The following is a 24,655-nucleotide window of genomic DNA, read 5'->3' on the forward strand; positions in this document are numbered from 1 at the left end:
ATGAATTCGCTGTGGCTGGTTTGTCCTTGCCGCCGGTTATGAGCCGAAAACAAGCACTGGCGAAACTCTTTCGCCCGTTTAAAAACATGCGCGGCTAGGCAACTTGATTACCCTCCTCCAGGGCCAGAACACTGGCCAGCTAGCGTAAAAGAGGCGCCTTAAGAGGCGCCTCTTTTATTTATTAACCTATAATGAATTCAATTTCATCATGGGACCTAAATATAGGGCAAGCAAATCTCTATTTAAGTCGTGTTATATGCACAGCTACAGGGGAACGTCTTACTATTTTTTCTGAAGTACTTCCATAAAAAAATGTCCTAATGCCACTTAGACCATGAGAGCCTACTACTACGAGATCGTAATCGCCACTTTCAATTTCTAAAAGTCCCTCAACATAAGGAGTCCCACGCCTTACTTTTTCATTATACTGCACTTCTCTCAATTCAGGAATTTTTATTTCTAATTGTTTGAAATTATCCTTTATTTCTTCATCTATTTTCTCCTTTATCTGTGCATAATCATTTTTATTAATAAACAGAGAAAATTGACTTTCATCATGAGCAACATGAAGTATTGTTAGATTTGCATTAAAAAACAATGCCATCTGGGCAGAAACTTTTACAGCATGCTCTGAGTCAAGCGAAAAATCTGTCATAACCAAAATGTGCTTATAGATTCCCATTACTTTACCCCTATTGTTTTATTGTTAAAGCTTTTAAAAAACTACACTGCAAACCTGTGCATTTACAATCAATTGCTTATAAAATCCTATGATAAAAGCGCAACAAACCCTCCACTAAAGAACAGCTAAATTATTATTTAACAATCAAAATAACATATCTGAACCGTCTTGACTTTGCTGAGCAATAAATATAATTTTACAACCACCCAATAAGGATAGCACACTTTTTTGTAATTTTCCATTCCTGTAATGATACTATTTGCGTTATACTAACTTTTCTTGTGGACGTGTCCATAAAAAACAAACAAGCTGCTTTATCTAAACTTAATTCAATGTTTACATTCACAAAATTATGCAACACTGTTCACCGAATAAATCTAGTGATGCATACAAACCACATAATTAAAAATTAGCTATCATCATTTTAAAAGTCAATGCCGCAGCAAATATTTTAGTAAAGACAAATTTCTAAAAGGACTACTCTACCAGATGTTGTCCCCTCCATTTTTTCTGACTTCTAAATTTTCTTTTACAGCACAAAGCTTGAAGGCAAGAGCCCCCTCCTTACATCTTAAAAAACAGCACATAAAAGCTATTTATTTTTGGTGCTGATATTATATAGATATTTTTTATGATTATTTATCCGCAAACTTTTTTAAATTTCTATTTTAGAAAAACTATTAAAATATAGGAAATGTGATGAGCAAAACAATTTATTCTAACATTAAAATCAAACCTGATACATATTACTTTCTTTATATTGGCGAGCTTAAATCTTATGGGTTAAACTTTTTCTTAAAAGATTTTTTTCAAAAACTATATAATAAAAAAGTTGATTTTATCGCTATAGTTTCTGATTTTTTTGATCAGTACTATTACAAGAATCTAATTGTAATAAATCCAGAAGCTGAAAAACACTTGGAGAAAACCGGGAAAAAGGTATGCTGCCGAATCGATGCCAAACGATTTATGAAAGAAGTATCAAATAATGATTATGTACAAGACTTAATACAGACAATCTTAAGGCAGCAAAATCACTTATATATTTATATGTATGAGAGCCTGCCCGAAATGACTCTGGATCAGATTGACGGGGTATCTGTTCTGGGACCCAAAAGTAATATCGCTCATAAGCTTAATAACAAAATTTTTCAATACAAGACATTTAACAAAATCGTTCCCATGCCCGACTTTGACATTTGTCAAGGGCTAGAAGACCTCCTGGCTAAAGCAAAAAAAATGCGGAGTGAATGGGAAGATGGCATTTTTATCAGCCAAGAATATAGCGCTGCTGGTTCTTGCAGCGCTGTAACTAGCACCAGGCAAGAGATATTGAAAAAATTTGACGACAAAAACGCAACCTATCTCATTTCAAGATATATCCCACATGAATATGACCCTACTGTCCTCGCAATAGTTGCGAATGAAAATGATGTATATATTGCTGGTGTCGCTGATCAGTGTATAGTAGATGGAAACAGGTTTGTTGGCTCCACTTATCCTTCAGTCTTACCTGATGAAATAATTAAAAAGTTAAAAGAGTATACTGTTAAGGTGGGTCAACATATTGGAAAGATGGGATATCGAGGTATATATGGATGTGATTATATAGTGGTTAATGATAATATATATTTTATGGAAATTAACTCAAGAAAACAAGGGACAACAATGGAATTTTGTTGTACACTTGAACAACTATTGCCCAAAGGTTCTCCCATGTTGCCGGAGTTAGAATATTATGCTGTGAAGGAAAATAGGTTTCCAAGCAATACAATTGAATTGAAAGACAAAACAGATAACATATACTGGGGCACCTATAATATGAAAATCAACAACGTTGCCACAACTGACGGATATATACCCCAGGATCCAAACGAAAGAGAAGTTTTTAAAAAAGTTGCTAACAAAGAATTAAAGAAAGATTTTATTATTATGGAACATATTGGAAATGATTTTATTATCAAATCCGGAACCTTTTTAGGAAGAATCGTTTCTGTGGCGAACAATCGCGAAGACATGTTAAGCGGCATTGAGTATGGCAAGCGTTTTCTAAAGTATACAGTTAAAGAGACATTTAAAATCTAAAAAAGTTTAGATGCGTGCTGAAATTTAAGGCCCGGATTCCACAACTCATAACCTTGTTGAAATTATTGATTGCCGAATAATCTTAGTCCAACCATGCAAAGCTTGATTCTTTTCATGAGCATTTGTTTAAGATGCACATGCAAAAAGTATATGCTAATAACAATTTAAATTAATAAAACATCTAACATTCAGTACTCCCCTGTAAAAACTCTTTTTTACAGGGCAACAGTCAGGAGGAAATCAATGTCCAATTTAGAGGTAAATGAACCTAGCTTAGATGATTATACTAAAGAATTGCTTGATGAGCTTTATGCTCAAGGCGGCACGAAGAACAGCTTACCAGACGATTTAAAAAAAGAAGTTGTTTCTTTATTAGAAACTGCCCAACAAAAAAATTTAACAACGCCAATTATAAAACTTTTTGAAATTTTAAGAAAAGCGAAAAAGGAAAATGGTATCTCGCCTGATGAGTTTGGGATATCTAAAGATGACCTATTAAAATTAGCCAAAAAACATGAACAAATAGATGAACATGAAGTGAGTATTGGGGGACGCGTAGGCAGAGCTCTACCTATTGTCCAGGCCGCCAACTCAAGAGTCCAAGAATACTTGCAAATAAAGGATAAAGAAGCTCCTAGTGGAATTGAACTTTGGCCGGATATAGAAAAAAATATTCAAAAAATAAAAAAGGTTTTAGGCATTAGTGACGACGATTGGAATACTTTTAAAGGCCAGCTCAGATATGCTATTGAGGATTTTGAAACCTTAGCCCAAATACTAGACCTTCCTGAAAAAGCTATCAAAGACATTGCCCGCGTTACCAAACATTACCGTATGAGACTGACCCCATATTATGCGAGCCTTATCATGCCTGGCCGAATTAATGACCCAGTGCTTCTCCAGTCCGTCCCAACCGGGGAAATGGTTGACAATGCTGGGGTAGAAATTCCTCCAGTGGCTGCCGACCACTCTCCAGCCAGGCTGATTGATCAATTTTATCCCAGAGTTGTAACCATTAAAGCTACCAATATATGTGCCATGTATTGCACGCATTGTTTAAGAATAGCACATATTGGCAAAAAAGACCGTATCTACAGTAAAGAAGCATACCGAGAAGCCTTTGAGTACATCAAAAAAAATACCTTTATCCGAGATGTCTTAATAACTGGAGGAGATTCATTTGTTCTGCCCAATGAATATATTCGCTGGATATTAAACGAATTAGACTCCATTGATCATGTAAAAGTTAAACGGCTTGGCACACGTATTCCAGTAACCACCCCACAGAGAATCGACACAGAACTACTTGACATACTTGAAGAAAGCAATGATATCAAACCGATTCGCGTAGTAACTCAGATTAATACCGCACAGGAAATAACTCCTGTCTCTAAAGAAGCTTTCAAACAAATCTCTAAGAGAGTTAGTGCTGTACTCAATCAAGCAGTCTTACTGCGCGGGATAAACGATTCAAAAGTAAAAATGTGGAAACTTTGCGAGACAATACATGAAGCATATGTTCGTCCATATTATGTCTTTAATTGTAGCTATCGCAACCCACAATTTGTTCACCTCAGAGTGCCTATAGAAAAAGGTCGAGATATTATTGAAAGTATGTACGGAAACATATCCGGCGATGCTATTCCGAGATATATAGCGACAGCCGGAGGCAAAATACCTCTTCACAGAAGCAATGTGATCGGACGTGACAATAACGATCTAATCTTGAAAAAACCATGGAGCGGCGAGGAAGTAAAATATCCTGATGCAGATGTTAATATATATGAAGATAACGACAATTTCGCATTCGCAAAATACAATAAATAACACATGACAAATAAAAAAATTGTGGAATTTTTCAAGGAACATAAGCAGAAAATGCTTGTGTTCCTTGAAAAAATAGTACTGACTAACAGCTGGACTTACAACAAACCGGGTGTAGATAGAGTCGTAGATGAAATTATATCTGAATTATCAGGTTTAAATCTACATTTTAAAAGATATGAAAACTCTGACTTAGGAGACAATTTAACAGCAGCTACAGTAAAAAAAGATCCACAAAAAATATTAATTTGTGGTCACACAGATACTGTATTTCCTCCTGATAAAGGATTCAATTGTTTTGAACACAAACATGGAGCCAAGCTCATAAACGGGCCTGGCGTGATCGACATGAAAGGAGGACTTGTAGTTGGCATATTTGCCCTCAAAGCCCTTCATCATCTTGGAGTCTTGCACGACATCCCAATAACCTTTATCTTTAACTCAGATGAAGAAATCGGGTCTCCTAAATCAAAACAATTGATAATTTCCGAAGCCCGGCAAAGTTCTCTGGCCTTTGTTCTTGAATGTGGAGGGCTAAACGGCGAGGTCGTTACAGGAAGAAAAGGTAAATTGAATGTCCGCATAGACGTCAAAGGCAAGGCGGGGCACGCCGGCTTTGCCCATACTGGGAAAAAAAGCGCTATTTTGGAACTCGCGCACAAAGTTATTGCACTCGAACAATTGAATGATTATGATCTTGGAATAACTGTAAATGTGGGCCAGATAGAGGGAGGCATAGGGCCAAACACTGTGCCCGAAAGGGCTTCTGCCTATCTGGATATCAGGTTTAATAAAAAAACGGATAAACGTAAAATTAAACAAGATCTAGACGCCATTTGTGCACGCAGTGTCATTAATGGCACACAAACCAAATATAAAATTCTTTCTTCACGTCCACCTATGGAACAAACAGAACAGAACAGACTGTTGTTCTCTGAAATTCAACGCGTTGCCCATGGCATGAACATTTCCATTCGGGAAGAGTTCCGCAGTGGCGTATCCGATGCAAACTTTATCGCCCAAGCAGGGATTCCTGTTATTGACGGCCTAGGACCAATTGGAGATGCAGATCATAGTTCTGATGAATATATGCTTGTCGATAGCCTTGTTGAAAGAGCAATATTATTTACCAGCATCCTCCTTCACTTTGGGCTAAACGAAGATGCTCGTGCTAAAACCTTATCTTTGCACGAAGTTTAAAATTTAGTTGTAAACAATCACAGCTTAGCGACCCTCGTATAGGACTTACATTTAGTTTTCTCCAATGACTTGCAAAAAATAACCCCGACAAAATTGCGATCTTATTTTTTATGTCAAAAACCGGAGAAAGAAACCTTAAAAATAGAAGAGGAAAATGGATAAATATAAATTGAGTTTGAACGAAGAGTTAGAGCAGACAGAGCAAAAGCTGGCCGTCCTGATCAACAAAAGAACTCGTCTTTTGGGCAAAATTGCTCAAAAAAGAATGGAGAAAAATAAAAGCCTAGTGGATTCTGGTCTGGAGAAAAGGCTCTGGTCATTATGGAAAAATCATTTCAAAGGGGAAAACCAGAGGGCTTATCGCCAATTGTTTACTATTTTAAATAGCCTTAGCTATGGCCAGGCTGAGAAGAAAAAGTTTTCAGACAAACCTTTTTGTCTATACCCCACTAAAAAGCCACTCAATGTCCACATAGAAGGCCCAAGAGATATTTTTCAAGCCAGGATATGCACTTTTTTGGCCGCCTTGGCAGACAAACCTGTACACATAGATAATTTCCCCATCAACGATTCTCTCATCGAATTAATTAAAGCCTTAAACCAGTGTGGAGCAAGGCTTACATGGAAAGACAAAATTTTTAGTTCAGAGCCGGCTACCTTAACCTGCGTCAACAAATCCATCTTTGTAGGCCAAAATGCATTCAATTTTTATCTTTTGCTCTGCCTAAGCTTAGGTGAGGCTGGAGTAACAAAGTTTACCAGTGCTGCTAACCTCAAGATGCTGAATTTAAAACCTATCCAGGACATCCTGCCCCAATTGGGAGCAAGACTTAGTTCTACCTTCCCCCAAAGCTTCTCTCTTCCTGCCAAACTAGAGGCCAGCGGACAAATTCCAGGCCAAATCACCCTGCCAGAGCCTGTTGATCCGGATTTTGTCCTGGCCCTTGCTTTAGCAGCATGCACCTATTCCAGTCCCTTGACCATTAACCTTTCGCATGGGGTTCAGCTCGAAAAGGTCAAACAAATCCAAAGAGTTATGCAAAGCTGGAGCATAAAAACTTTACTTAGCGAACAGAGTCTAACCATTCACCCAGGCCGTCCGGAACTTTTAAAAAATTTTCATTTGCAATTGGATCCCTTACTTAGTGCCTATCTACTGGCTCTGCCACTCTTTGCTGGCGGAGAGGTAACACTTCGTGGGCATTGGCCAAAAGACAGTTCACTTGCTACGGCCATTTACAATCTGCTTGGCCAGGCAGGCCTGAAGCTTACGACATCAGCAGATCAGATTACTGCCATCCCAGATCACAGGCCTGCTGAATGTTTTATTGACATAAGCGACTACCCTGAACTCGCTCCCCTTGCTCTGCCTTTGCTACTTACCTTTAAAAGCTCGGCCACCATATTTATGCCTACCGACACTGAGCAGGCCGAATTTGCTATAGACCTGTTAAAATTTCTAAATTTAGATTTTAATCTCTACCCCAGTCGTCTGGAAATCAACTTTCAAGATAAGGGTCACAGAAAAGAACTCTGGCATAGTCCTGACCCATATTGGACATTAGGCTATGCACTGAGTTCATTTATTTTCAAGGGCGTTTGTCTGGCCAATCCTGGCAGTTTAACCGCTATCTGGCCAGACTTCTGGAAAATATTTCAAAACCTACCGGACCCGCAAAATCAACTAACACCAACTAATGCAGGAGAGAAAAATGACCAACCAGGTCGACGGCGATTCATTGTCTCGTGAAATTGAAGCCTTAAATAAGGAAATCAAAGAATTAGAAAAGCAAAAAAAAGAATGCTTACAAAAACTTATTGAACTAAGGAATCAAGAGGATCCTAAGACAGGAAAATTTTTTCCCGAACAGATATTTTCCCTGCAGCAAGAAAAATTGCGTCTAGAAGTCGAAATTGATCTGCGCCGCAAAAAAATCAACCGTTTAACTTATGAATTTTAAAAATCAATTGATAAACATTTGGTTACTTGAATATGAGTTGGCCGCTTTTAATGAATAAATAAACAAGATCAGCTTATAATGACACCAAAGTTCGCTTTGATTGGACCAAGTAAAAAAGTGGCTTACATGGCCAGAAGTTTCTTTAAAAACAAGAGAGAATGGGAACAGTTGGGTCGTCTTGTAGCTGTAACCACTACTGACGGGCAATCCATTGAGCTGGACATCCCGCACTATTTCGATTGGCAAGATATGTTAGCTCAACACCAGATAGACTCTATCATCAACCTCGATCCCGATCCGGCCCTCAAACAGGAACTCCGCCGTAACCTGCCCAGCGATGTAGACCTTTCTGAAAATATTCCCGGCCAGCTGCTGCACACTCTATTTTTAGCCAAATCAGTCCATAAACAAAAAGCCTTGGACAAAAATATTTTTTTAGAGCAAGTCGTTCATGCCTTGCCCTTTGCCATCATCGTCTATGACCGCCAGGGTCGAGTTGTTTATTGGAACGAACATTGTGAACAAATGACAGGGGTCAAGGCTAAGGATGTTTTGGGTAAAAAAAAGGTCGGCATTATATTTTATCCTTATCATCGCCCCTTGGTTGGTCAATTAATTTTAGAAAGTCTTGATCCCGATGTAATCCGCCAAATTTTCAATGAACAGGACACAAATATTAAATCCTTCCCCAATGGCATCCAAGTATCGGGATTTATCCCTCTCCGTTCCCGCATTCAAGGCTATTATCAGATCACTGCCATGCGCATAGTGAGGAACGACAAGGTTTTGGGGGCTTTTCAGCTGATCCATGATGTTAATTCTCTGGTTCTTTTAAAAAATCAGCTGCGCAACCAACAAGAAATCATGCAAAATATCCTGCTCAGGTTGCCTTTTCCTCTTATCCACACCAATCTCAAAGGAGATATCTTTTTTACCAACAAGGCTGCGCAAAATGATTTTATTCCGTTTACTGGTAATGAGAAGGCTGACAATGTTTTTGACCTCATCCCGGAAGTCAAAAATCAGATATCCGAATATCTTTCCACCCTTCAGAAAGACGTATTAGCCCGCGATCTCGCCCAAAAATTTACACTAGACCTAAACAGTAAACAATGGGATGTAACCTGTATTATCATCCCGGATGAACAAAATAAAAACAGTGGCTTGATCTGGATTCTACGTAATATCAGTGCTGAAGAAACACGGGATAGACTCAATGCTGCCCTGGCCATGTCCGGAGCTATCAGTCACGAACTGGCTCAACCTCTAACAGCAATAGTTAATTCCGCCCAACTCCTAGCACGCACCGAAACGACTAATGTAGAACGTATCAGGCGTCACCAGAAGATAATCACCACCGAAAGTGAACGTGTGTTCAAAATTTACCGTAAACTACAAAATATTACCCAATTCAAAGTCCAAAAATATTTGGACACGCAAATTCTAGACCTGGAAGAATCCGCAGATGATCTTTCAAGTTTCGAAACCAAACAAATTGAATAAGAGATTGTGGCCAAACCTTACTTAAGAGGACAATTTTTCATAATTTTTTTTCACTCCTGATTTCTAATTTGGTAGTCAAAATGGGGTTTGTCCACTGACTCATAAAATTGTCCTGGATACTTCACATTTAACACCCCACAAAGGTAGGGCCAAGTTATTCACCGTTACATATTTTGATGTCATAAACACTCACTTATCTCTTTCAACAACTGTCTACTGAGCCCGCCTAAGGAGGGGTTCGAATCTTACCATACAGTCCGGGTCAGACTAGACCATAAGACATGGGAAACTCTGACTTGCTGGAATTTAAAAATTAGTTTACTGCCCATTAATTCTTAAACCTTAAAGTTCAAGTAAACAAAAACGCGTAATAAAAATATACGTTTACACTTTTGGCATTTTTTTAGACCTTAAGATATTTAAAAAATTAACATTTATTGTTTAGCATTTAATCTTGGCTAAATTGAGCGATTTTTAATTTAGTTTTACATTAAACACATTGAAATAAAAATACATTTTGAGCCAACGATTTTCATCCAATGGGTGAGATTGCCACGGGCAGCCTCGCTGCCCTCGCAATGACAGTATGGGCGCTAAGTCATTGCGAGAAGCGAGCCTGAACGAAGCGACGAAGCAATCTCAAACTTTTGCCTGCAAAAAAATGCACCATTTAAATCTTGGTTAAAGCAGGACAAAATTGAACCTTATACAGGTCCATACTTATCAAAAGATATACAAAAAAAGGAGTAGCAATGTTAGATAAGATACGTCAAAATGCTCAATCTTGGGCTATAAAATTACTTTTTGGATTAATTGTGGTTGTATTTATTTTTTGGGGAGTGGGTAGTTTCCGCAGCAATAATGCTTCCACCTTGGCCTTGGTCAATGATAAGCCCATCCTCGTTCAAGATTTCGTCCGGGCTTATGAAAGCAGTGTCCGGGCCATGCGCCAGCAAAATCCCAACTTAACAGATGAAGCTCTGAAAAACATGCGCTTCAAAGAACAAGTGTTGAATCAGCTTATCAATGCAGAACTGCTGACTCAAAAGGCTAAAGAATGGGGATTAACTATCACCCCGGCAGAACTAAGATACGAAATCTCTCAAATCCCGGTCTTTTTAAATGAAAACAAACAATTTGATCCTTCCCGCTATCAAGAGGTTCTAAAGGCCAACAGCCTGACACCGGCCCAGTTTGAAGAGGACTACGCTCACAATCTGCTCATGCAAAAAGTTCAGAACTATATTGCCTTGCCCACCACTCCGTCCGATGAGGAGGTACGCGAGTTTTTTAATTTTGCCCGCGAACAAATGACGATGAACTACATTCAGTTCGACTGGCTGGACTTTAAGAACAAGGTCAAGCCGGATCAAAAAGCCGTGGAAACATACTATAACCAGCACAAAAACGAGTTTATGGAGCCGGCAAAGATTAAAATCGCCTATCTGGAACTAACCCCAAATGCCTTGGCTGATAAAGAAAATATCTCTGATCAGGAAGTAAAAAATTATTACCAGGCACACAAAGAGCAGTTTAAACAAGAAGAGATGGTCAAGGCCAAGCATATTTTGATAAAATTGAACCCCGATGCTCCGGAAGAGAAAGTTCAGGCTGCAAAGAAAAAAATTGCCCGCATTCAGGCTGAGTTAAAAAAAGGGAAAAAATTTGAGGAACTGGCAAAAAAATATTCTCAGGGGCCAAGCAGCGTGCGCGGAGGAGAGCTGGGTTGGTTTGGCCGAGGTCAGATGGTTAAAAAATTTGAGGAGGCCGCTTTTGACTTAAAACCAGGTCAGATCAGTGAACCGGTACGCACCAGGTTTGGCCTGCACTTGATTAAAGTGGATGACTATAAAGCTCCCGGGACTAAGCCTCTGGAAGAGGTTAAAGCAGAAATTAAGGAGACTATTGGCCAGGAAAAGGCCGCCGATAAGATTGCAGACCTTTTGGACAATGTTTTGGAACTGGTGGTCACCGGATCCGACCTTAAAACAGCCGCTAAGAAATTCAACTTGAGCGTCGAGGAATCTGGCTTCTTTACCCGTAAGCAAGGGCCTCTAGACCTAGGATTACCTCCAACTGCTATAGATAAACTCTTTAAGCTTCAGACAGGCGAAGTTACCCAGACCCCGATCATGCTTGAAGATGGCTATGTACTGGCCCAAAAATTAGATGAGAAACCTGCCCAGGCAAAACCTCTGGAGCAAGTAAAAGACGACATTATCCAACTTCTGACTAAGCAAGAGGCCATGGCTCTTGCCAAACAAGAAGCTGAGGATGCCCTCGCTAAAATTCTGGCAGCCAAAGAGAAACCTGCTCCGGGTTTCAAAGATAAAATTAAAACAAGTGAACCTTTTGGCCGGAGAGGCTTTATTCCTAAACTGGGCTTTAATCCTGAACTGGTAGAAGACCTCTTTCAGGCCGAACCTGGTACTTGGTTGTCCAAAGCCTATGAATTGCCTAGTGGCTATATACTGGCCCAGGCCAAAGAACATATCCTCCCTAAAGAGGAGGACTTTGCCAAAGAAAAGAAATTCTGGCTGGCATCTTATGCCCGTATCCAGGAACAACAACTTTTCCAAGCCTTCATAACCGACCTTCGCAATAAGGCAAAAATTGAAATTGTTAACCCAAAAATCCTGGAATACTAAGTCATACTTCGTCCCGCCATGCGCGGGGCGAAGTAAAGAATCCCTAATTTAACGTTCTCAAGACGCAAAAAAAGGGGCATGAATCTGCCCTTTTTTTTTTGCGTCTTTGCGTCTAGCTAAAAAACACTATCTATCCATTGTCTAGTCACTTAACTCTTTTCTGGGAAACACAATGCTTGTTACGACAACACCCTTTTTCTTCAAGTAATTTAAGATGTATCTTTCACCGCTCAGTACTACTCTCTTGCCCGGATTCTCATCAATGATCAACAGCGGCACACCCTTATAACCATGGCCTCTAAAATAATCTCGTACATTTTTAATCTTTTCCTCAAGGCCTTCCGGAACTGAAATGGGGTCAACCTGCTCTAAGCTTTCTATACGTAGTATCTCCAAAAATAGATTCTTAGTCTCTTTTTCCGCAGCTAGAATATGAGCGATTCTTTGTAGATCTGACGGTTTAGCATCCAGAGGGTTTAAATGCCATTTAAAGGCAGTTGGGTTATTAATAGCTAGATTAGCCATTAATTTGCTACAATGATCACAGTGCAGACTAAAAAACAAATAAAATTTAGGCCAATCTCTGGTATCTTTGCCAGGCCAAGAAAGAATCGTAACATCACTCAACTGTGGAGTTTTGGGAGAAAACTTGAGTACCGAATTAGCTGTAAACCCACCGACCCACACAGCAAATCCTAAAACAGCGATAGTCAGTGAACGTCTGAACCAGGCGAAAAATACGAGGCAAAAAAATAATGCCAGGCCCACGCCGATACACAAAGCACAGCGCTCCTTAAGCGCCATAAATTGAAAGCCGAGCAGACCTCCATCAAAAGCCAAACTACCAAGCAATAAAGTTAAACTTGCGCCCCACAACCATTTTTTATCATAACGGCAGGCAAAAAAAAGGAGAAGCCACAATAGCCAAAAAAACGAGGCGCCGAGCACGATCAAAAAAGTATCGCCAAAACGAACATACTCACTCACTATCTGACAAGATTGGGAAGTACACAGTCCTGGTTTTTGGCTGTGCTTAAGCCATGTATCTACACTTAAAACCAGTGCGGCTAATGCCGGTGGGAGTTGGACCAAAAGTTGCTTCATACTAAACTTTTGCACAGAGATATTTGACATTATACTACCACCCTTTACTAACAAATTGAATTTATTTGCACTTTATTTACAATTTGACAGGTCAGCTATAAATGTACATAGTAAAAAATAAATCAGGCAACAACCTTTAATTTAGGAGGAAACAATGGCAGATTTTCGCACCTATTCCACCCCTAAAGTGCGGACTGAAGTCCTCAATGTATTCATGCGCGGGGTTTACCAATGGATGGCCATAGGTTTGGGGCTAACAGCCCTGGTAGCCTATTTCGTGGCCACATCCCCAACTCTTATTCAGGCTATTTTTGGCAATCCTCTGCTCTTCTGGGGGTTGATTATTGGTGAACTCCTGCTTGTAGTCGGCATCAGCGGAGGAATTACCCGCTTGTCAGCATCAGCCGCCACATCTTTATTTCTCGTCTACAGTGGCCTTAATGGAATTACTCTTTCAGCTGTTCTTTTAATATACACGGCCACATCCATTGCTTCAACATTTGTGGTTTGTGCAGGTATGTTTGCAGCCATGAGTATTTATGGATTGACCACTAAGAAAGACCTTACCTCGTGGGGCAGCTTTTTGTTCATGGGACTGGTGGGCATCATCCTGACTTCCATCGTAAATATCTTTTTAAAGAGCCCGGCAGTACACTTTGTCATCAGCGGTATCGGCGTCATTATCTTTGTTGGCCTAACTGCCTATGACACTCAAAAATTAAAAGTGATGGGTGAAAGCGCTCCCCTGGATGATTCACTGGCCATGCGCAGGGGCACAATCCTGGGAGCCCTGACCCTCTATCTGGACTTTATCAACCTTTTTCTCATGCTTCTCCGCTTTTTTGGTCAGTCCCGCGACTAACTTTTTTGGAGCCAGGTCACGCATCCTTATCCTACCAGGAAGGGATCGTGGCCTGGCTTATAATCATGTCTGACTTGATTTCCTGGCAAAAAAAACTCTACCCTGTTTTATGGCCCATTAGCCTACTTTATGGGCTCGGTATGCGCCTGAGGTCTACTTATTGGGCCCACTCCTCCCATACATGGAACCCTCCTATACCCTGCATTTCTGTGGGAAATATCTCCTGGGGCGGAACAGGAAAGACTCCTTTTTGTCAATATCTCCTTAAATTATCTCTCAAGCATAATCTGCGTCCTGTCATCCTCACTCGCGGCTATAAAGCTAGGCCTCCTGTCTATCCGCATCTGGTCCGGGCGAATGATGATCCGAAAATTTGCGGAGATGAACCCCTACTTCTTGCCGGGTCTCATGCCCTGGCTAAGGTTGTGGTCGATCCAAACCGAACCAGAGCCGGTAAATGGACTTTAGCGAATCTAAATCCTGACCTATTCATACTGGACGACGGTTTTCAACACCAGAAGGTTCACCGGCATCTGAATCTGGTTCTTTTTTCCCCTAATGACTTCTTGATTCACTGGAATAAAGTCATACCGGCCGGTCCCTGGCGAGAACAAAAAACAGCTCTTAACCGGGCGGATATATTTTTGATCAATACCTGGAACAGAGATACGCAGGCACTGGCAACTTATGTAGCCCGGAAACTAGCCCCTTTTAACAAGCCTATTTTCTACTTCCGCATTTGTCCCCGTACACTTATCAACTTAAATACACAAACAAGACAACCCCATTTAAACAACGAGCCATATATCCTGGTCACTGGCATTGCCAATCCAAAGAAAGTCCTATCCACCATCACTCATTTCCTAGGTTATCCACCCAAAAACCATCTTTTTTTTCCAGACCACCATCATTTTGAAAAAAAAGACTTTGAGCATATTCTTCAGCTAGCTCACAACGACAAAGTCAAACACATAGTTTGTACTACAAAAGACGCACTTAAGTTGAAAAAATTCACCTACCCATATCTCTTAGCCCTGGAAATAGAAGTCCAGTTTGATGCACAAGACGAGCAACGTTTTGAACAAATTTTCCTAAAAACAATATTAAGGCAAAATTAAGAGGAAAAAAGGGCAAAAGGTTAAGGGAGTAGAAGATTTAAATGTAGTGTTGAAGCATAATATTAGTTGAACAAAAAAAATATAGAGAGTACCTACCATTAGGTCGCTCAGGTTAGCGAAACGACGTTTTGAAAATTAAATAAGAATCAAACGGTAAAAATTTAAACAAAATTATGTTATCATGATTAAGAAAAATATTATCTTGTTGAAAAGACTTAAAAAATCTCTTGTAAATATATACCTACAAAAAGTAACTCCCGTTCTCGTGGCAGACACAAGCTGAAAAAATCGATTTCTTGCAGTTGTATATTTTACAATATGATAAAAAAGACATACTCTTTCAAACTTTAAAATAAAGGATACTTAAATATGGCCAAAAACAAAATTGATTTTCGTAGCATCATTAAACTCTTTAAAAAGTCAGACAAACCTCTGACCCGCAAAGAACTCTATAAAACCTTAGCCCTCAGAAAACAGGACAAAAAAAAGATTCGAGCAATCTTGAATGAACTTGTAAATCAGGGGAAACTCATCCAAACCGGGCGGGCCTATTGTTTGGTGAACAAATTACCTGTGATCAAAGGTAAATTTGAAATGCAAAAATCTGGAATAGCCTTTGTTTTGCCTGAAGACAAAAGACGCAAAGACGTTTATATCCACCCGAATAACTTTGAAGGAGCCTGGCATGGAGACACGGTGCTTGTGGCTTTGCTCCCTCAAAAAAAAGGTAAAAGTCCTGAAGGCAGGGTAGTACGTATTCTTGAAAGGCAATTTCAGGAATTGACAGTCAAAGTTACAGAGCAAATAGGACCAAATATCTATCTGACCCGGCCAACAGATTTAAAACTTCAGCTTTCCTTGATTGTGGAAATTACAAAGCCTGATTTACGCTTAAAACCAGGAGATATAATCGTTATCAGGCCAGACAAACAACTGGAAGCAAGACTTTGGTCGGGCATCTTTACGGAAAAGTTAGGACCGGAATTAGACCTCAAGGTACAAGAAGAGCTGGTCAAAAAAAACCATCTCATACCCTCCAAGTTTGATTCTTCGGTGATTAATGAAATTGAGGCTCTCCCCTCTTCTCCTGTGCACGAAGATTTTAATGGCCGGCAAGACCTGACACTTCTTGATTTTGTAACCATTGACGGTGCTAAGGCCAAAGATTTTGACGACGCAATCTTTGTGGAAAAAAAAGGAGGTCAATTCAGACTATTTGTAGCCATAGCTGACGTTGCCCACTATGTGCAGTTGGGCTCCAGTCTGGACAGAGAAGCCCAGGAAAGAGGCAATTCTTATTATTTCCCGCTCTCTGTGGAACCCATGTTTCCAGAAAAGCTTTCTAATGGGCTGTGCAGTCTCAAACCCCGTGTTCCCCGGCTGGTCATGGTTGCTGAAATGGTCTTTTCTGCAAAAGGCTTACGTAAAAAAGCCCGATTTTATCCTGCGATTATCAAAAGCAAATATCGACTGACTTACTCTCAGGTGCATGAGGCCGTGGAACTGGAGAACAAAAAAGTGCAAAAAGAAATTGCCTCTGTTCTACCTATGTTGAAAGATGCTTCCAAACTGGCCCGTCTTCTTCTTCAAAACAGAAAAGAACGGGGAAGTATTGATTTTGACCTACCTGAACCGGAAGTTCTTTTTAATATTCGGGACGGTCAGTTGCAGGTCAGGCCGCGGGTGAGAAATTTTGCTCACCAAATCATCGAAGAGTTTATGATTGCCGCCAATGAAGCCGTGGCCAGTTTTTTGGAAGAAAAGGGGATTTTATTTCTATATCGAATTCATCCTCAACCAGATGAAGACAAACTGGATTCCCTTTTCAAACTTCTGGCCTCAACACAGTTAGGGCAAAAACTGCCAAAGGAAAAAGACCCTAAGAGCTTACAAATTTTGCTCAAGGAGGCCAAGGATACAGACCTGGAATTTCTGGTCAACCGCCTACTGCTTCGATCCATGATGCAGGCCAAATATTCTCCCTTCAATGAAGGGCATTTTGGATTGGCCTCTACAAGCTATTGCCATTTTACATCTCCCATCAGGCGCTATGCAGACCTTACTGTACACAGGGCACTTAAAAAAGTCCTGAACTCACAGATCCCGGCCAAGCAAAAACCTAAAAAATTAAAAAAATTGGGAGAATCATTAAGTATTCTGGAACGCAAGGCCATGGAGGCTGAGCGGGAAATATTGAAAAGGGCAACTATTTTAAGCCTTATGACAAGGGTGGGGGAAAGTTTTACCGGCGTGATTTCTTCCTTGACTGATTTTGGTTTCTGGGTGGAACTGGAAGACGTACTGGCCGATGGCCTGGTCAGGCTTTCCTCGCTCGCGGATGACTATTATACCTTCTGGCCTGACCAACAAAAAATTGTTGGCAGGCGCACCGGTAAAACTTTTTCTCTGGGTCAGAAAGTGGAGGTCATCCTGCAAAAAGCCAGTCTTGACCGCTTGGAACTGGAATTAAGCATCCAAGACTAAAGAATCTGTAGCCAAACTTTTTGACCGCCAAATTGAAAATTCTGGTTGCTTGAATGCCTTGCAAATGACTGGCTAACCCAACTTAGCGAAGTTTGCGGACAAGCAGAGCATCGGGGAGACAAAGCTAAAATATCCGGGACTATTTACCATAACTATCAACAATAAAAAGAATGTTCATTTATCCCAAATATCCCATTATGCTCTGCCCGCAAGCAAGCTATAGCTGGGTCCGGGAGTTTGCACCAGCATGAAAGAAACCAGAACTGAAAATAATCATGAAAACTTGCCCTATTAAGTATGGTTTGACTACAGACTCTAAAAGCAAAAAGAGGTCTGGACTTTAGTTTCACTAAGTCCCAACCCCTCCTCTCAGCCCTATTTCTGGGGCATAGGAGCCGATGATAGTAAATACTTTATATCTTCATCTGTAAAGTAAAGACCTAGACCAGCAAAAAAGGAACTGTCGCCTGTATCGCTTACAAAATCATCCATGCCGGCAATAGCGTAAAAATTCTTTAAGAAAAACAGCTTTCCCCCTGCCTTGAGATGAGGCGGAGCATCGGATGAAAAATCAAAGGCATCCATGAAAAGCTGAATACGGTCATCCCAGAGATAATAGTCTAAACCGACCCCGCCAGACGACTCTATAATCCCGCCCCTTATAACCAGATCATGCCACCTCTTGGCAATCTGAGCGGAAAATTTCAGTCCATCCTTTTCAGTGATGCTTTCTTCTTCCTCATAAGTATGCCAGACACCACCATCATCCCGATAACGGCGGTAGGTATCTGTGGTCTTGGTTCGGCCTTTGGGATCATCCACAATGGACAAGAGATAGTACTTGTCCTCTCCCGGCTGCAATTTCAGGGTCAGGTAAGACTTGGTATCTCCCGAAGCTGACATATATTCCGAATGAAAATCAACAGAGGTACGAAACTGATCCTGCTTGGCAAGATATTTGTTTAATCCCTCTAAAGTCTTGTCTAGCTCTTTTCCTGTGGTGTCATCGTTCACCAGCTTGCCCAGGGTACCTTTACCTTGATCGATCTTTTGAGAAACACTCTTTAAAGAGGCCAGAGTCTTTTTCAAATCATCGCCCATCTCTTTATCCGAAATAAGCCTGGCCACTGGACCTTCCCCATTTTGGGCCTTATCCAGAAGGGAGTTCATTTTATCTAAAGTAGTTTTTAACTGGGCAGAGGCCACTTCAAAATTCCTGATTATCTTTTCAATACCCTTTTTATTCCCGCCAGACATATCCTTTAAGTCTTTGGAAAATTCTCTAAAATTGGCTACTATCAGATTAACGCTCTCCATATTGGTCTGAACCATTTTATTCAAACCAATGGCCATCTCCTTTAAATTTTGAACCAGCAATCGTAAATCCTGCTCCCCTTCGGGACCACCCACTACGTTTGCGACACTACGAGCCACCTTGCCTATATCATCGGCAATCTGGCCCACTTTTTGAAAAAGTTTATCCATATCTACCAGAGCTTCGGTGCGGCCAATCCTGTCTCCATTTTGCAGGACCGGATACCTTTCTGTCCCGCTCCGAAGTTCCACAAATTTGTCGCCTAAAACCCCTCTTGTGCGCACTGCAGCCACTGCATCGGCATGAATCCGTACGTCCGGACTCAAAGCTAAAGTTACTCTTGCCCGCCCATTTTCAAGAACAATGTCTTTAACCAGCCCTACTTCAATACCAGCTATTTCCACTGGTGAATTCTTCTTCAGTCCACTGACATTATCAAAAAAAACCTCAATGTTATACATATCGCCGGTAACAAACTTACCTTTGCTTACCTTTGTAGTCATATAACCGAGGGCAATAAGGACTATAAAGACGAATATTCCTACTTTGACTTCTACACCTGGTTTCGTAGCCATAACTAAAATTTTCTGGTTGAAGGTTAAAAATGAATTATCATTCTTGGTTAAGTAGCTTATTGATCGAGTAGGTGAATAACTTTATTGGTTATATGTTTTTTGGGTGTTGCTCAACCATTCTAGCATTCACTATTCAACCACTACAACCAATTTCAAACTACTCTTATTGGTCCATGGGCCTTACCTTGAATAAATTGTTGGACCACGGGATCGTCCAACTCCCTTATAACCTCCGGGCTCCCGTGAGCAATGATTTTACCGTCATAAAGCATAAAAATCTCATCGGCCGTGGCCATGGTAGCTTGGATATCGTGGCTTATTACTACACAGGTGGCCCCGAATTCATCCCGGGTTTGAACAATGAGATCGTTGATGGCCGCAGACATAACTGGATCTAAACCTGATGTGGGCTCATCGAAAAGAACTATTTTAGGATCCAGGGCCAGGGCCCTAGCAAGACCTACCCTTTTGCGCATCCCTCCGGACAGTTCGGAAGGCATTTTATAACCCATCCCTTTCAGGCCAACTTTGGCCAATTTTTCCTCCACAATATCCATAATCTCAGCCTTTGATTTATTGGTATGCTCAATAAGTGGGAAGGCTACGTTTTCAGCCACAGTGAAGGAATCAAAAAGCGCGGCAGCTTGGAATAACATACCAAAGTTCCTACGCACCTTAGCCAAATCTTTTTCCCTCATGGGCACGATATCCTGACCTTCAATAAAGACCTGGCCTTGTTCTGGCTTGAGCAAGCCTATAATATGCTTTAAAAGAACACTTTTTCCTCCCCCGCTGCGTCCAATGATCACATTGACCTGATCCCGAGGCAAAGCCAGATCTAGACCGCGTAATACATGCTGAGGTCCAAAGCTCTTGTGCACTCCTTTAAGTTCAATGATAATTTCTTTTTTGTCCATTACTCCACCAACTCAACCACTCAAGCAAAAGAATATTAAAACATCAGCGCCGTTAAAATATAATCGCTCACGAGAATAAATACTGAGGCCAAAACAACGGCCTGTGTGGTTGACCGCCCCACGCCTTCTGCTCCGCCGCGGGTGTAGAATCCTTTATAACATCCAATTAGAGTCAAAATAAGCCCAAAAACAGCGGCCTTGATCAAACCATTATAAATATCTTCCACCTCTACATACTCGTATATCTTGTTCATAAACAAGCCGGCGTTTATACCCAAAAGGTTGACCCCTACTAGATATCCACCAACAACTCCAACAAAATCACTTATGACCGTCAATAGAGGCAACATTATGACACCAGCCACAAGGCGGGGTAAAACCAAATATTGAACAGGATTTATGGCCATGACAGTTAAGGCATCAATCTGCTCGGTAACGCGCATGGTTCCTATTTCAGCAGCAATAGACGACCCGGCTCGGCCAGTAACCATCAGAGCCGTGATTACCGGTCCCAATTCCCTGGTCATGGACAAAGCCACAGTTGCTCCGACCAGACTCTCTGCCGAAAACATGCGAAAGGCATGGTAGGTCTGCAAGGCCAAAACCATGCCTGTAAAAAGCCCTGTCAAGAGCACTACAAACAGAGAACCTACTCCGACAAATTCCATTTGCTTGAAAAAAAGCCGCCAGCGTACTGGCGGACGGACAAGCCAGTAACAGGCCTCCAAAAAAAGGAGCATCACCTGCCCCATTTCCTGAATCAGTTCTATAAACCCCTGGCCAAGCCAGGCAAACAAAACTTTCATTGCATTAAGGAGTTTATTGTCTTTGTTGCGTTGACCCTGCGGAATATTGATTCTTAAACTTTCATGCCTCGGAGAAAGCATGCCGGTTCTTGGCAATCGCTTCACCATTCCTTCTCACGACAATTTTGCAGCTTAACACGAATTTATAACAAAATAAGAGAAGATGCCTATGCAAAAAATCAATTTTACATTTTTGACAAAAAAAATATCGTCTGCAATATATCGTAAGGGTCTAAAAAATTAAACGTAAAACCTAAAACTTCCTACACAAACGGTGTTTTTGCAAGGACATGAAAGATAGCAAATTCATTTTTCTTATTATTCCATCAAGTGAATCTGATTAGGTGGAAGCAAAGACAAGGATTTGTGTTTATTGTTATTTCGCTGTGAATGTGTAGTCCAAGCCCCAATCCTTGGATAAATTTTTGAATAACAGAACAAACCGGTGCCTGTAAACCTGAATAACATTATCTTTAGGGTTTTCTTGGAAAAAAAGGGCGTATTCATCCACATAATCAATTTTTTTAAGGACAATCCTCATCAACTCAATCAGGTGTTCATTAAGCAAACTTGGGCAGAGATAAAGCCGCGAATATCAAAAAAAATTAACTACAAATTTTACCCGAACTAATCTGGTTCCACCCTGAACTCGCATTCCAGCCAAAAATCATCCATCCCATCAAGCCGAGGAAATTTCAGTTTGGTTAGATCATCCAAAAATAAACGGACAAACCGGACAAATTTCCTAGAACCATAGATGGACTCTATTTCACTGCGCACGATTTGTCCCTGTGCATTTAATCTTATCAACACCAAGGCCTGACCCAGTCCTGGTGGTGTCGCATGGTCCCAATAAGTCAAAATCATTGCCTTTATCTGTTTTAAATGGGCTTTTACACGGTCATTACTTAGAGATAGCTTTGCGACAGTCTTGATTTTCTGCAACTCGTTGATTTGCCGGGCCAAATGATAATCTTTACTTGGGTTTGTAAAGACCTTATCTTCACCACCTGGCTTTACACTTGATTGACATGATTTAATTTTTTGCTGCTCAGTACCCAATTCTAAAATGAGAGGCAGGACTGGTTCGCTTTTAGTTGATAAATTATAAAACTTGGGGAAGAATAAAAAATAGAGATGTAGAGAGAGAGAAAACAAAAAGCACAGGCCGGCAAGGAAGTAAAAATGACGTTTCTGTTCCAGTTCCTTGCTCACAGCCTGCACCTCATCAATAGCTAAAACCCGCCAAAGGCGGAACCAAATACTGGACCTCGCTAATCTTGCTCACCCTGCTCATCTCGGCCATTACCCTTTGTCCACCAGGATTTATCTGGCCCCTTAAACCACCAATCCGTATGGTCAGTATGCATAATTTGTCTGGCCAGGGCCTTGCCCTCTTCAGTACGCAATCTTTCCAGGGCACACTCTAGCCATTCAGCTGCATATTTATTGCCCAAATCCAATTCTTCCTTCAAATTTAAAATAAGGTCAATCTGATCCGCATCCTGGGCCAGGGCTGCTTCCCTGCTCCCCACCAGTTCCAACTCGCGCCACAGGTCCAAAATTTCGTTTTTAAATCCGGTTCCTTCCAGAGCATCCCCTAGTGCCCGTTCAGAATCACATTTATTATAAATCCTGTATACATAGTTAAAATCGCCAATCCTGGTCTCCTGCAGGTCATGAAATAAACAGAGCAGAGCGGTTTTGGCTTTATCAGCACCGCTAATTCCAGCTAGAACATAGCCAATAATCGCTGTCCTATATGAGTGTTCAGCCACATTCTCCTTACCACTTCCCAGAAATTGATAGCCGGTGCGGGGAGTTTTTCTTAACATCCCCACTTCAAACAAAAAATCAGCGAGTCTTTTCCAGTTAATCTCTTTTTCCTGTTTACTGCTCATCTTCCTCCTCTCTATAAAAAACACATAAGCGCTCAATTTAAAACCAGCTTATATAAAAATACAATGGCATTCAATGCCAGGTTTTGCGTGCCGGAAGATTCGCCCTTTTCAAGGGTCAGGCGATAATTGCCCCACAAACGCTCAGCCAAATGAACAACTTCATTCTTTTTTTAACAGTTCCTTGACCTTTTAGAAAAATAGTTGTTACCGTAATTTTGCGGCTTTTAAAATCAAACAAATTGTGGTTCAAATCTTAACTTAGCGATTTTTAGTTAGTTTTTACATTAAACACATTGGAATAAAAGTACATTTTGAGCCAACATTTTTTACCCAATGGGAGAGATTGCCACGGGCAGCTTCGCTGCCCTCGCAATGACTATCTCGCCCCTGTCATTGCGAGCGGAACGAAATGGAGCGAAGCAATCTCAAAGTTTGAACTATAAAAAAATCACACAATTTAGGTGATAAATTGCCTTTTTCATAACCTAACTTTGACTACAACAAGACAGAATCACCGTGTAGGAAAATTAGACAGATTCTATCAAACATCCTATTTAACCGATTACGTCTAAATAAACTGATAGCCCCAACGGAAGCTGTATCTCTATAAGCTTATATTGATCCTCCCGTTTTTACATAATGTCCGCAATTGTTGATCTTTGCGTTGATCATAAATTGCACCAACAACAAACAGAGAGGAGTATACCATGAAAATTCTAATAGGATTTCTCTCGCTGAGTCTCCTTTTTATCATTGGATGTCCTAAACCATGCTACTACGTTAGTCGTCCAAGTGGAGCACAAGTGTGCCTGCCTTACTGCAGGCCGCTCATAAAGTATCAAGGAAATAGTTTTACCATTAAAGGTCTGACAATTCCGATCCCTTTAGAAAACACTACTGTAACTATTGGCGAAGTCAGCTGGGATACGAAAACACTCCAAGATGCTGCAACTGTATCCCAAATCCTTGATCTCAAAAGAATATCTCGGTGCGAAAACCTGCCTCTTATTGTGACGAGCATGACCGACGAAAAGCAATATCAAAAAATCCTAATTGAAATGTATAATGATGAGATCAAAATCACCCACCTTGCACTTTTTCTTCAGGCAAACGATCCAAAAATGGTTAAGAAATGGCTTGACTCATATGCTCAGCCGGTCATGCCCGATAAGGCCCCTGTTGAAATAAAGGGCCTTATCGGTACGATTATTGAGAAGCGTAGAGGCACCAAAGTAGGCACCATTTACATTCCGAACAACGCCCCCCCCAGACCGCTGAGTAGCTTTTTCGATTGATTAAAGTACACGGAGATATATGACACATAGAGAACGAAGACGATCTCTTTAAAACTGAGAGGCCGCCTAGCATCTAATCGAGTATCCTGAGAGGAAAGGTAAAAAGGATGATGTCAAATGGTTCTTCGAAGAGGGTTATGCCATTTTCGTTGAGGAAACAGTGACGGGGATTTTCAAAACTTATCCTACCCCTAAATATAAACTGCTTTCTATAATTGCTCGAAAGAACGAAGTAGGGAAATAGGAGTGCAAGGTCCAGAAAAAGGTTGTGCCGTCAGAAGATAACGCGACATAACAAGTCGTTCGAGACGGGGTGAAATACGCTGGCGCTCCATCGCGCCAGCTACAACTATTATATTGCAGACTTATTCGCAG

Annotated in this window: 18 protein-coding genes; 11 read left to right on the plus strand and 7 right to left on the minus strand. The window is 40.8% G+C overall.

Annotated elements, in window-relative coordinates:
• Nucleotides 1-238: 238 nt before the first annotated feature.
• A complete protein-coding gene (locus AC3WVG_RS04690) occupies nt 239-682 on the minus strand; it encodes a universal stress protein (RefSeq protein WP_488797023.1) in 444 nt (147 codons plus the stop codon).
• 699 nt (nt 683-1,381) lie between these two features.
• On the opposite strand from AC3WVG_RS04690, the gene AC3WVG_RS04695 reads away from it, so the two are divergent.
• The 7 genes from AC3WVG_RS04695 to AC3WVG_RS04725 all read left to right on the plus strand — a co-directional run bounded on the left by AC3WVG_RS04695 (nt 1,382) and on the right by AC3WVG_RS04725 (nt 11,903).
• Nucleotides 1,382-2,767, plus strand: a complete 1,386-nt coding sequence (locus AC3WVG_RS04695; RefSeq protein ID WP_488797024.1) for an ATP-grasp domain-containing protein — start codon at nt 1,382-1,384, stop codon at nt 2,765-2,767.
• Nucleotides 2,768-3,010: 243 nt separating this feature from the next.
• Nucleotides 3,011-4,594, plus strand: a complete 1,584-nt coding sequence (locus AC3WVG_RS04700; RefSeq protein ID WP_488797025.1) for a KamA family radical SAM protein — start codon at nt 3,011-3,013, stop codon at nt 4,592-4,594.
• Nucleotides 4,595-4,651: 57 nt separating this feature from the next.
• Complete coding sequence (locus tag AC3WVG_RS04705) at nt 4,652-5,791, plus strand: M20 family metallopeptidase (RefSeq protein ID WP_488797026.1); 1,140 nt, start codon at nt 4,652-4,654, stop codon at nt 5,789-5,791.
• Between the two features lie 154 nt (nt 5,792-5,945).
• Nucleotides 5,946-7,541 (plus strand): 3-phosphoshikimate 1-carboxyvinyltransferase, encoded by a 1,596-nt coding sequence (locus AC3WVG_RS04710; RefSeq protein ID WP_488797027.1) that lies wholly within the window; start codon nt 5,946-5,948, stop codon nt 7,539-7,541.
• Nucleotides 7,504-7,752, plus strand: coding sequence for a hypothetical protein (locus AC3WVG_RS04715; protein ID WP_488797028.1), 249 nt, complete (start codon nt 7,504-7,506; stop codon nt 7,750-7,752). The genes AC3WVG_RS04710 and AC3WVG_RS04715 overlap by 38 nt, the downstream gene beginning before the upstream one ends.
• A 126-nt stretch (nt 7,753-7,878) precedes the next feature.
• On the plus strand, nt 7,879-9,255 hold the full coding sequence (locus tag AC3WVG_RS04720) for a PAS domain-containing protein (protein WP_488797029.1): 1,377 nt from the start codon (nt 7,879-7,881) through the stop codon (nt 9,253-9,255).
• 752 nt (nt 9,256-10,007) lie between these two features.
• Nucleotides 10,008-11,903 (plus strand): SurA N-terminal domain-containing protein, encoded by a 1,896-nt coding sequence (locus AC3WVG_RS04725; protein WP_488797030.1) that lies wholly within the window; start codon nt 10,008-10,010, stop codon nt 11,901-11,903.
• A gap of 141 nt (nt 11,904-12,044) precedes the next feature.
• Here the strand turns inward: AC3WVG_RS04725 and AC3WVG_RS04730 are convergent, their stop codons facing one another.
• Nucleotides 12,045-13,037, minus strand: a complete 993-nt coding sequence (locus tag AC3WVG_RS04730; protein ID WP_488797031.1) for a hypothetical protein — start codon at nt 13,035-13,037, stop codon at nt 12,045-12,047.
• Nucleotides 13,038-13,161: 124 nt separating this feature from the next.
• On the opposite strand from AC3WVG_RS04730, the gene AC3WVG_RS04735 reads away from it, so the two are divergent.
• The 3 genes from AC3WVG_RS04735 to rnr all read left to right on the plus strand — a co-directional run bounded on the left by AC3WVG_RS04735 (nt 13,162) and on the right by rnr (nt 17,471).
• Complete coding sequence (locus AC3WVG_RS04735; RefSeq protein ID WP_488797032.1) at nt 13,162-13,869, plus strand: Bax inhibitor-1/YccA family protein; 708 nt, start codon at nt 13,162-13,164, stop codon at nt 13,867-13,869.
• Between the two features lie 47 nt (nt 13,870-13,916).
• On the plus strand, nt 13,917-14,987 hold the full coding sequence (gene lpxK, locus AC3WVG_RS04740; protein ID WP_488797033.1) for a tetraacyldisaccharide 4'-kinase: 1,071 nt from the start codon (nt 13,917-13,919) through the stop codon (nt 14,985-14,987).
• A 369-nt stretch (nt 14,988-15,356) separates the two neighbouring features.
• Complete coding sequence (rnr, locus tag AC3WVG_RS04745; protein WP_488797034.1) at nt 15,357-17,471, plus strand: ribonuclease R; 2,115 nt, start codon at nt 15,357-15,359, stop codon at nt 17,469-17,471.
• Between the two features lie 375 nt (nt 17,472-17,846).
• On the opposite strand, the gene AC3WVG_RS04750 is transcribed toward rnr, so the two are convergent.
• The 5 genes from AC3WVG_RS04750 to AC3WVG_RS04770 form a co-directional block, all read right to left on the minus strand.
• Complete coding sequence (locus AC3WVG_RS04750; protein WP_488797035.1) at nt 17,847-19,361, minus strand: MlaD family protein; 1,515 nt, start codon at nt 19,359-19,361, stop codon at nt 17,847-17,849.
• A gap of 152 nt (nt 19,362-19,513) precedes the next feature.
• The gene (locus AC3WVG_RS04755; RefSeq protein ID WP_488797036.1) at nt 19,514-20,278 is read right to left on the minus strand and encodes an ABC transporter ATP-binding protein; all 765 of its coding nucleotides are present in this window, start codon (nt 20,276-20,278) and stop codon (nt 19,514-19,516) included.
• Nucleotides 20,279-20,313: 35 nt separating this feature from the next.
• The gene (locus AC3WVG_RS04760; RefSeq protein ID WP_488797037.1) at nt 20,314-21,192 is read right to left on the minus strand and encodes an MlaE family ABC transporter permease; all 879 of its coding nucleotides are present in this window, start codon (nt 21,190-21,192) and stop codon (nt 20,314-20,316) included.
• Between the two features lie 519 nt (nt 21,193-21,711).
• A complete protein-coding gene (locus AC3WVG_RS04765; RefSeq protein ID WP_488797038.1) occupies nt 21,712-22,299 on the minus strand; it encodes a hypothetical protein in 588 nt (195 codons plus the stop codon).
• 59 nt (nt 22,300-22,358) lie between these two features.
• Nucleotides 22,359-22,985: an HD domain-containing protein gene (locus tag AC3WVG_RS04770; protein ID WP_488797039.1), complete on the minus strand. Its 627-nt coding sequence runs from the start codon at nt 22,983-22,985 to the stop codon at nt 22,359-22,361.
• A gap of 707 nt (nt 22,986-23,692) precedes the next feature.
• Here AC3WVG_RS04770 and AC3WVG_RS04775 point away from each other — a divergent pair.
• On the plus strand, nt 23,693-24,280 hold the full coding sequence (locus AC3WVG_RS04775; protein WP_488797040.1) for a hypothetical protein: 588 nt from the start codon (nt 23,693-23,695) through the stop codon (nt 24,278-24,280).
• Nucleotides 24,281-24,655 lie beyond the last annotated feature (375 nt).

This window comes from Desulfovulcanus sp. (assembly GCF_982781345.1).

Coding starts and splice junctions, on each gene's coding strand:
- AC3WVG_RS04690 (WP_488797023.1), bottom strand. CDS start 682: ATGGGAATCTATAAGCACATTTTGGTTATGACAGATTTTTCGCTTGAC.
- AC3WVG_RS04725 (WP_488797030.1), top strand. CDS start 10,008: ATGTTAGATAAGATACGTCAAAATGCTCAATCTTGGGCTATAAAATTA.
- AC3WVG_RS04750 (WP_488797035.1), bottom strand. CDS start 19,361: ATGGCTACGAAACCAGGTGTAGAAGTCAAAGTAGGAATATTCGTCTTT.
- AC3WVG_RS04720 (WP_488797029.1), top strand. CDS start 7,879: ATGGCCAGAAGTTTCTTTAAAAACAAGAGAGAATGGGAACAGTTGGGT.
- rnr (WP_488797034.1), top strand. CDS start 15,357: ATGGCCAAAAACAAAATTGATTTTCGTAGCATCATTAAACTCTTTAAA.
- AC3WVG_RS04700 (WP_488797025.1), top strand. CDS start 3,011: ATGTCCAATTTAGAGGTAAATGAACCTAGCTTAGATGATTATACTAAA.
- AC3WVG_RS04730 (WP_488797031.1), bottom strand. CDS start 13,037: ATGTCAAATATCTCTGTGCAAAAGTTTAGTATGAAGCAACTTTTGGTC.
- AC3WVG_RS04710 (WP_488797027.1), top strand. CDS start 5,946: ATGGATAAATATAAATTGAGTTTGAACGAAGAGTTAGAGCAGACAGAG.
- AC3WVG_RS04755 (WP_488797036.1), bottom strand. CDS start 20,278: ATGGACAAAAAAGAAATTATCATTGAACTTAAAGGAGTGCACAAGAGC.
- AC3WVG_RS04760 (WP_488797037.1), bottom strand. CDS start 21,192: ATGGTGAAGCGATTGCCAAGAACCGGCATGCTTTCTCCGAGGCATGAA.
- AC3WVG_RS04695 (WP_488797024.1), top strand. CDS start 1,382: ATGAGCAAAACAATTTATTCTAACATTAAAATCAAACCTGATACATAT.
- AC3WVG_RS04770 (WP_488797039.1), bottom strand. CDS start 22,985: ATGAGCAGTAAACAGGAAAAAGAGATTAACTGGAAAAGACTCGCTGAT.
- AC3WVG_RS04735 (WP_488797032.1), top strand. CDS start 13,162: ATGGCAGATTTTCGCACCTATTCCACCCCTAAAGTGCGGACTGAAGTC.
- AC3WVG_RS04715 (WP_488797028.1), top strand. CDS start 7,504: ATGACCAACCAGGTCGACGGCGATTCATTGTCTCGTGAAATTGAAGCC.
- AC3WVG_RS04775 (WP_488797040.1), top strand. CDS start 23,693: ATGAAAATTCTAATAGGATTTCTCTCGCTGAGTCTCCTTTTTATCATT.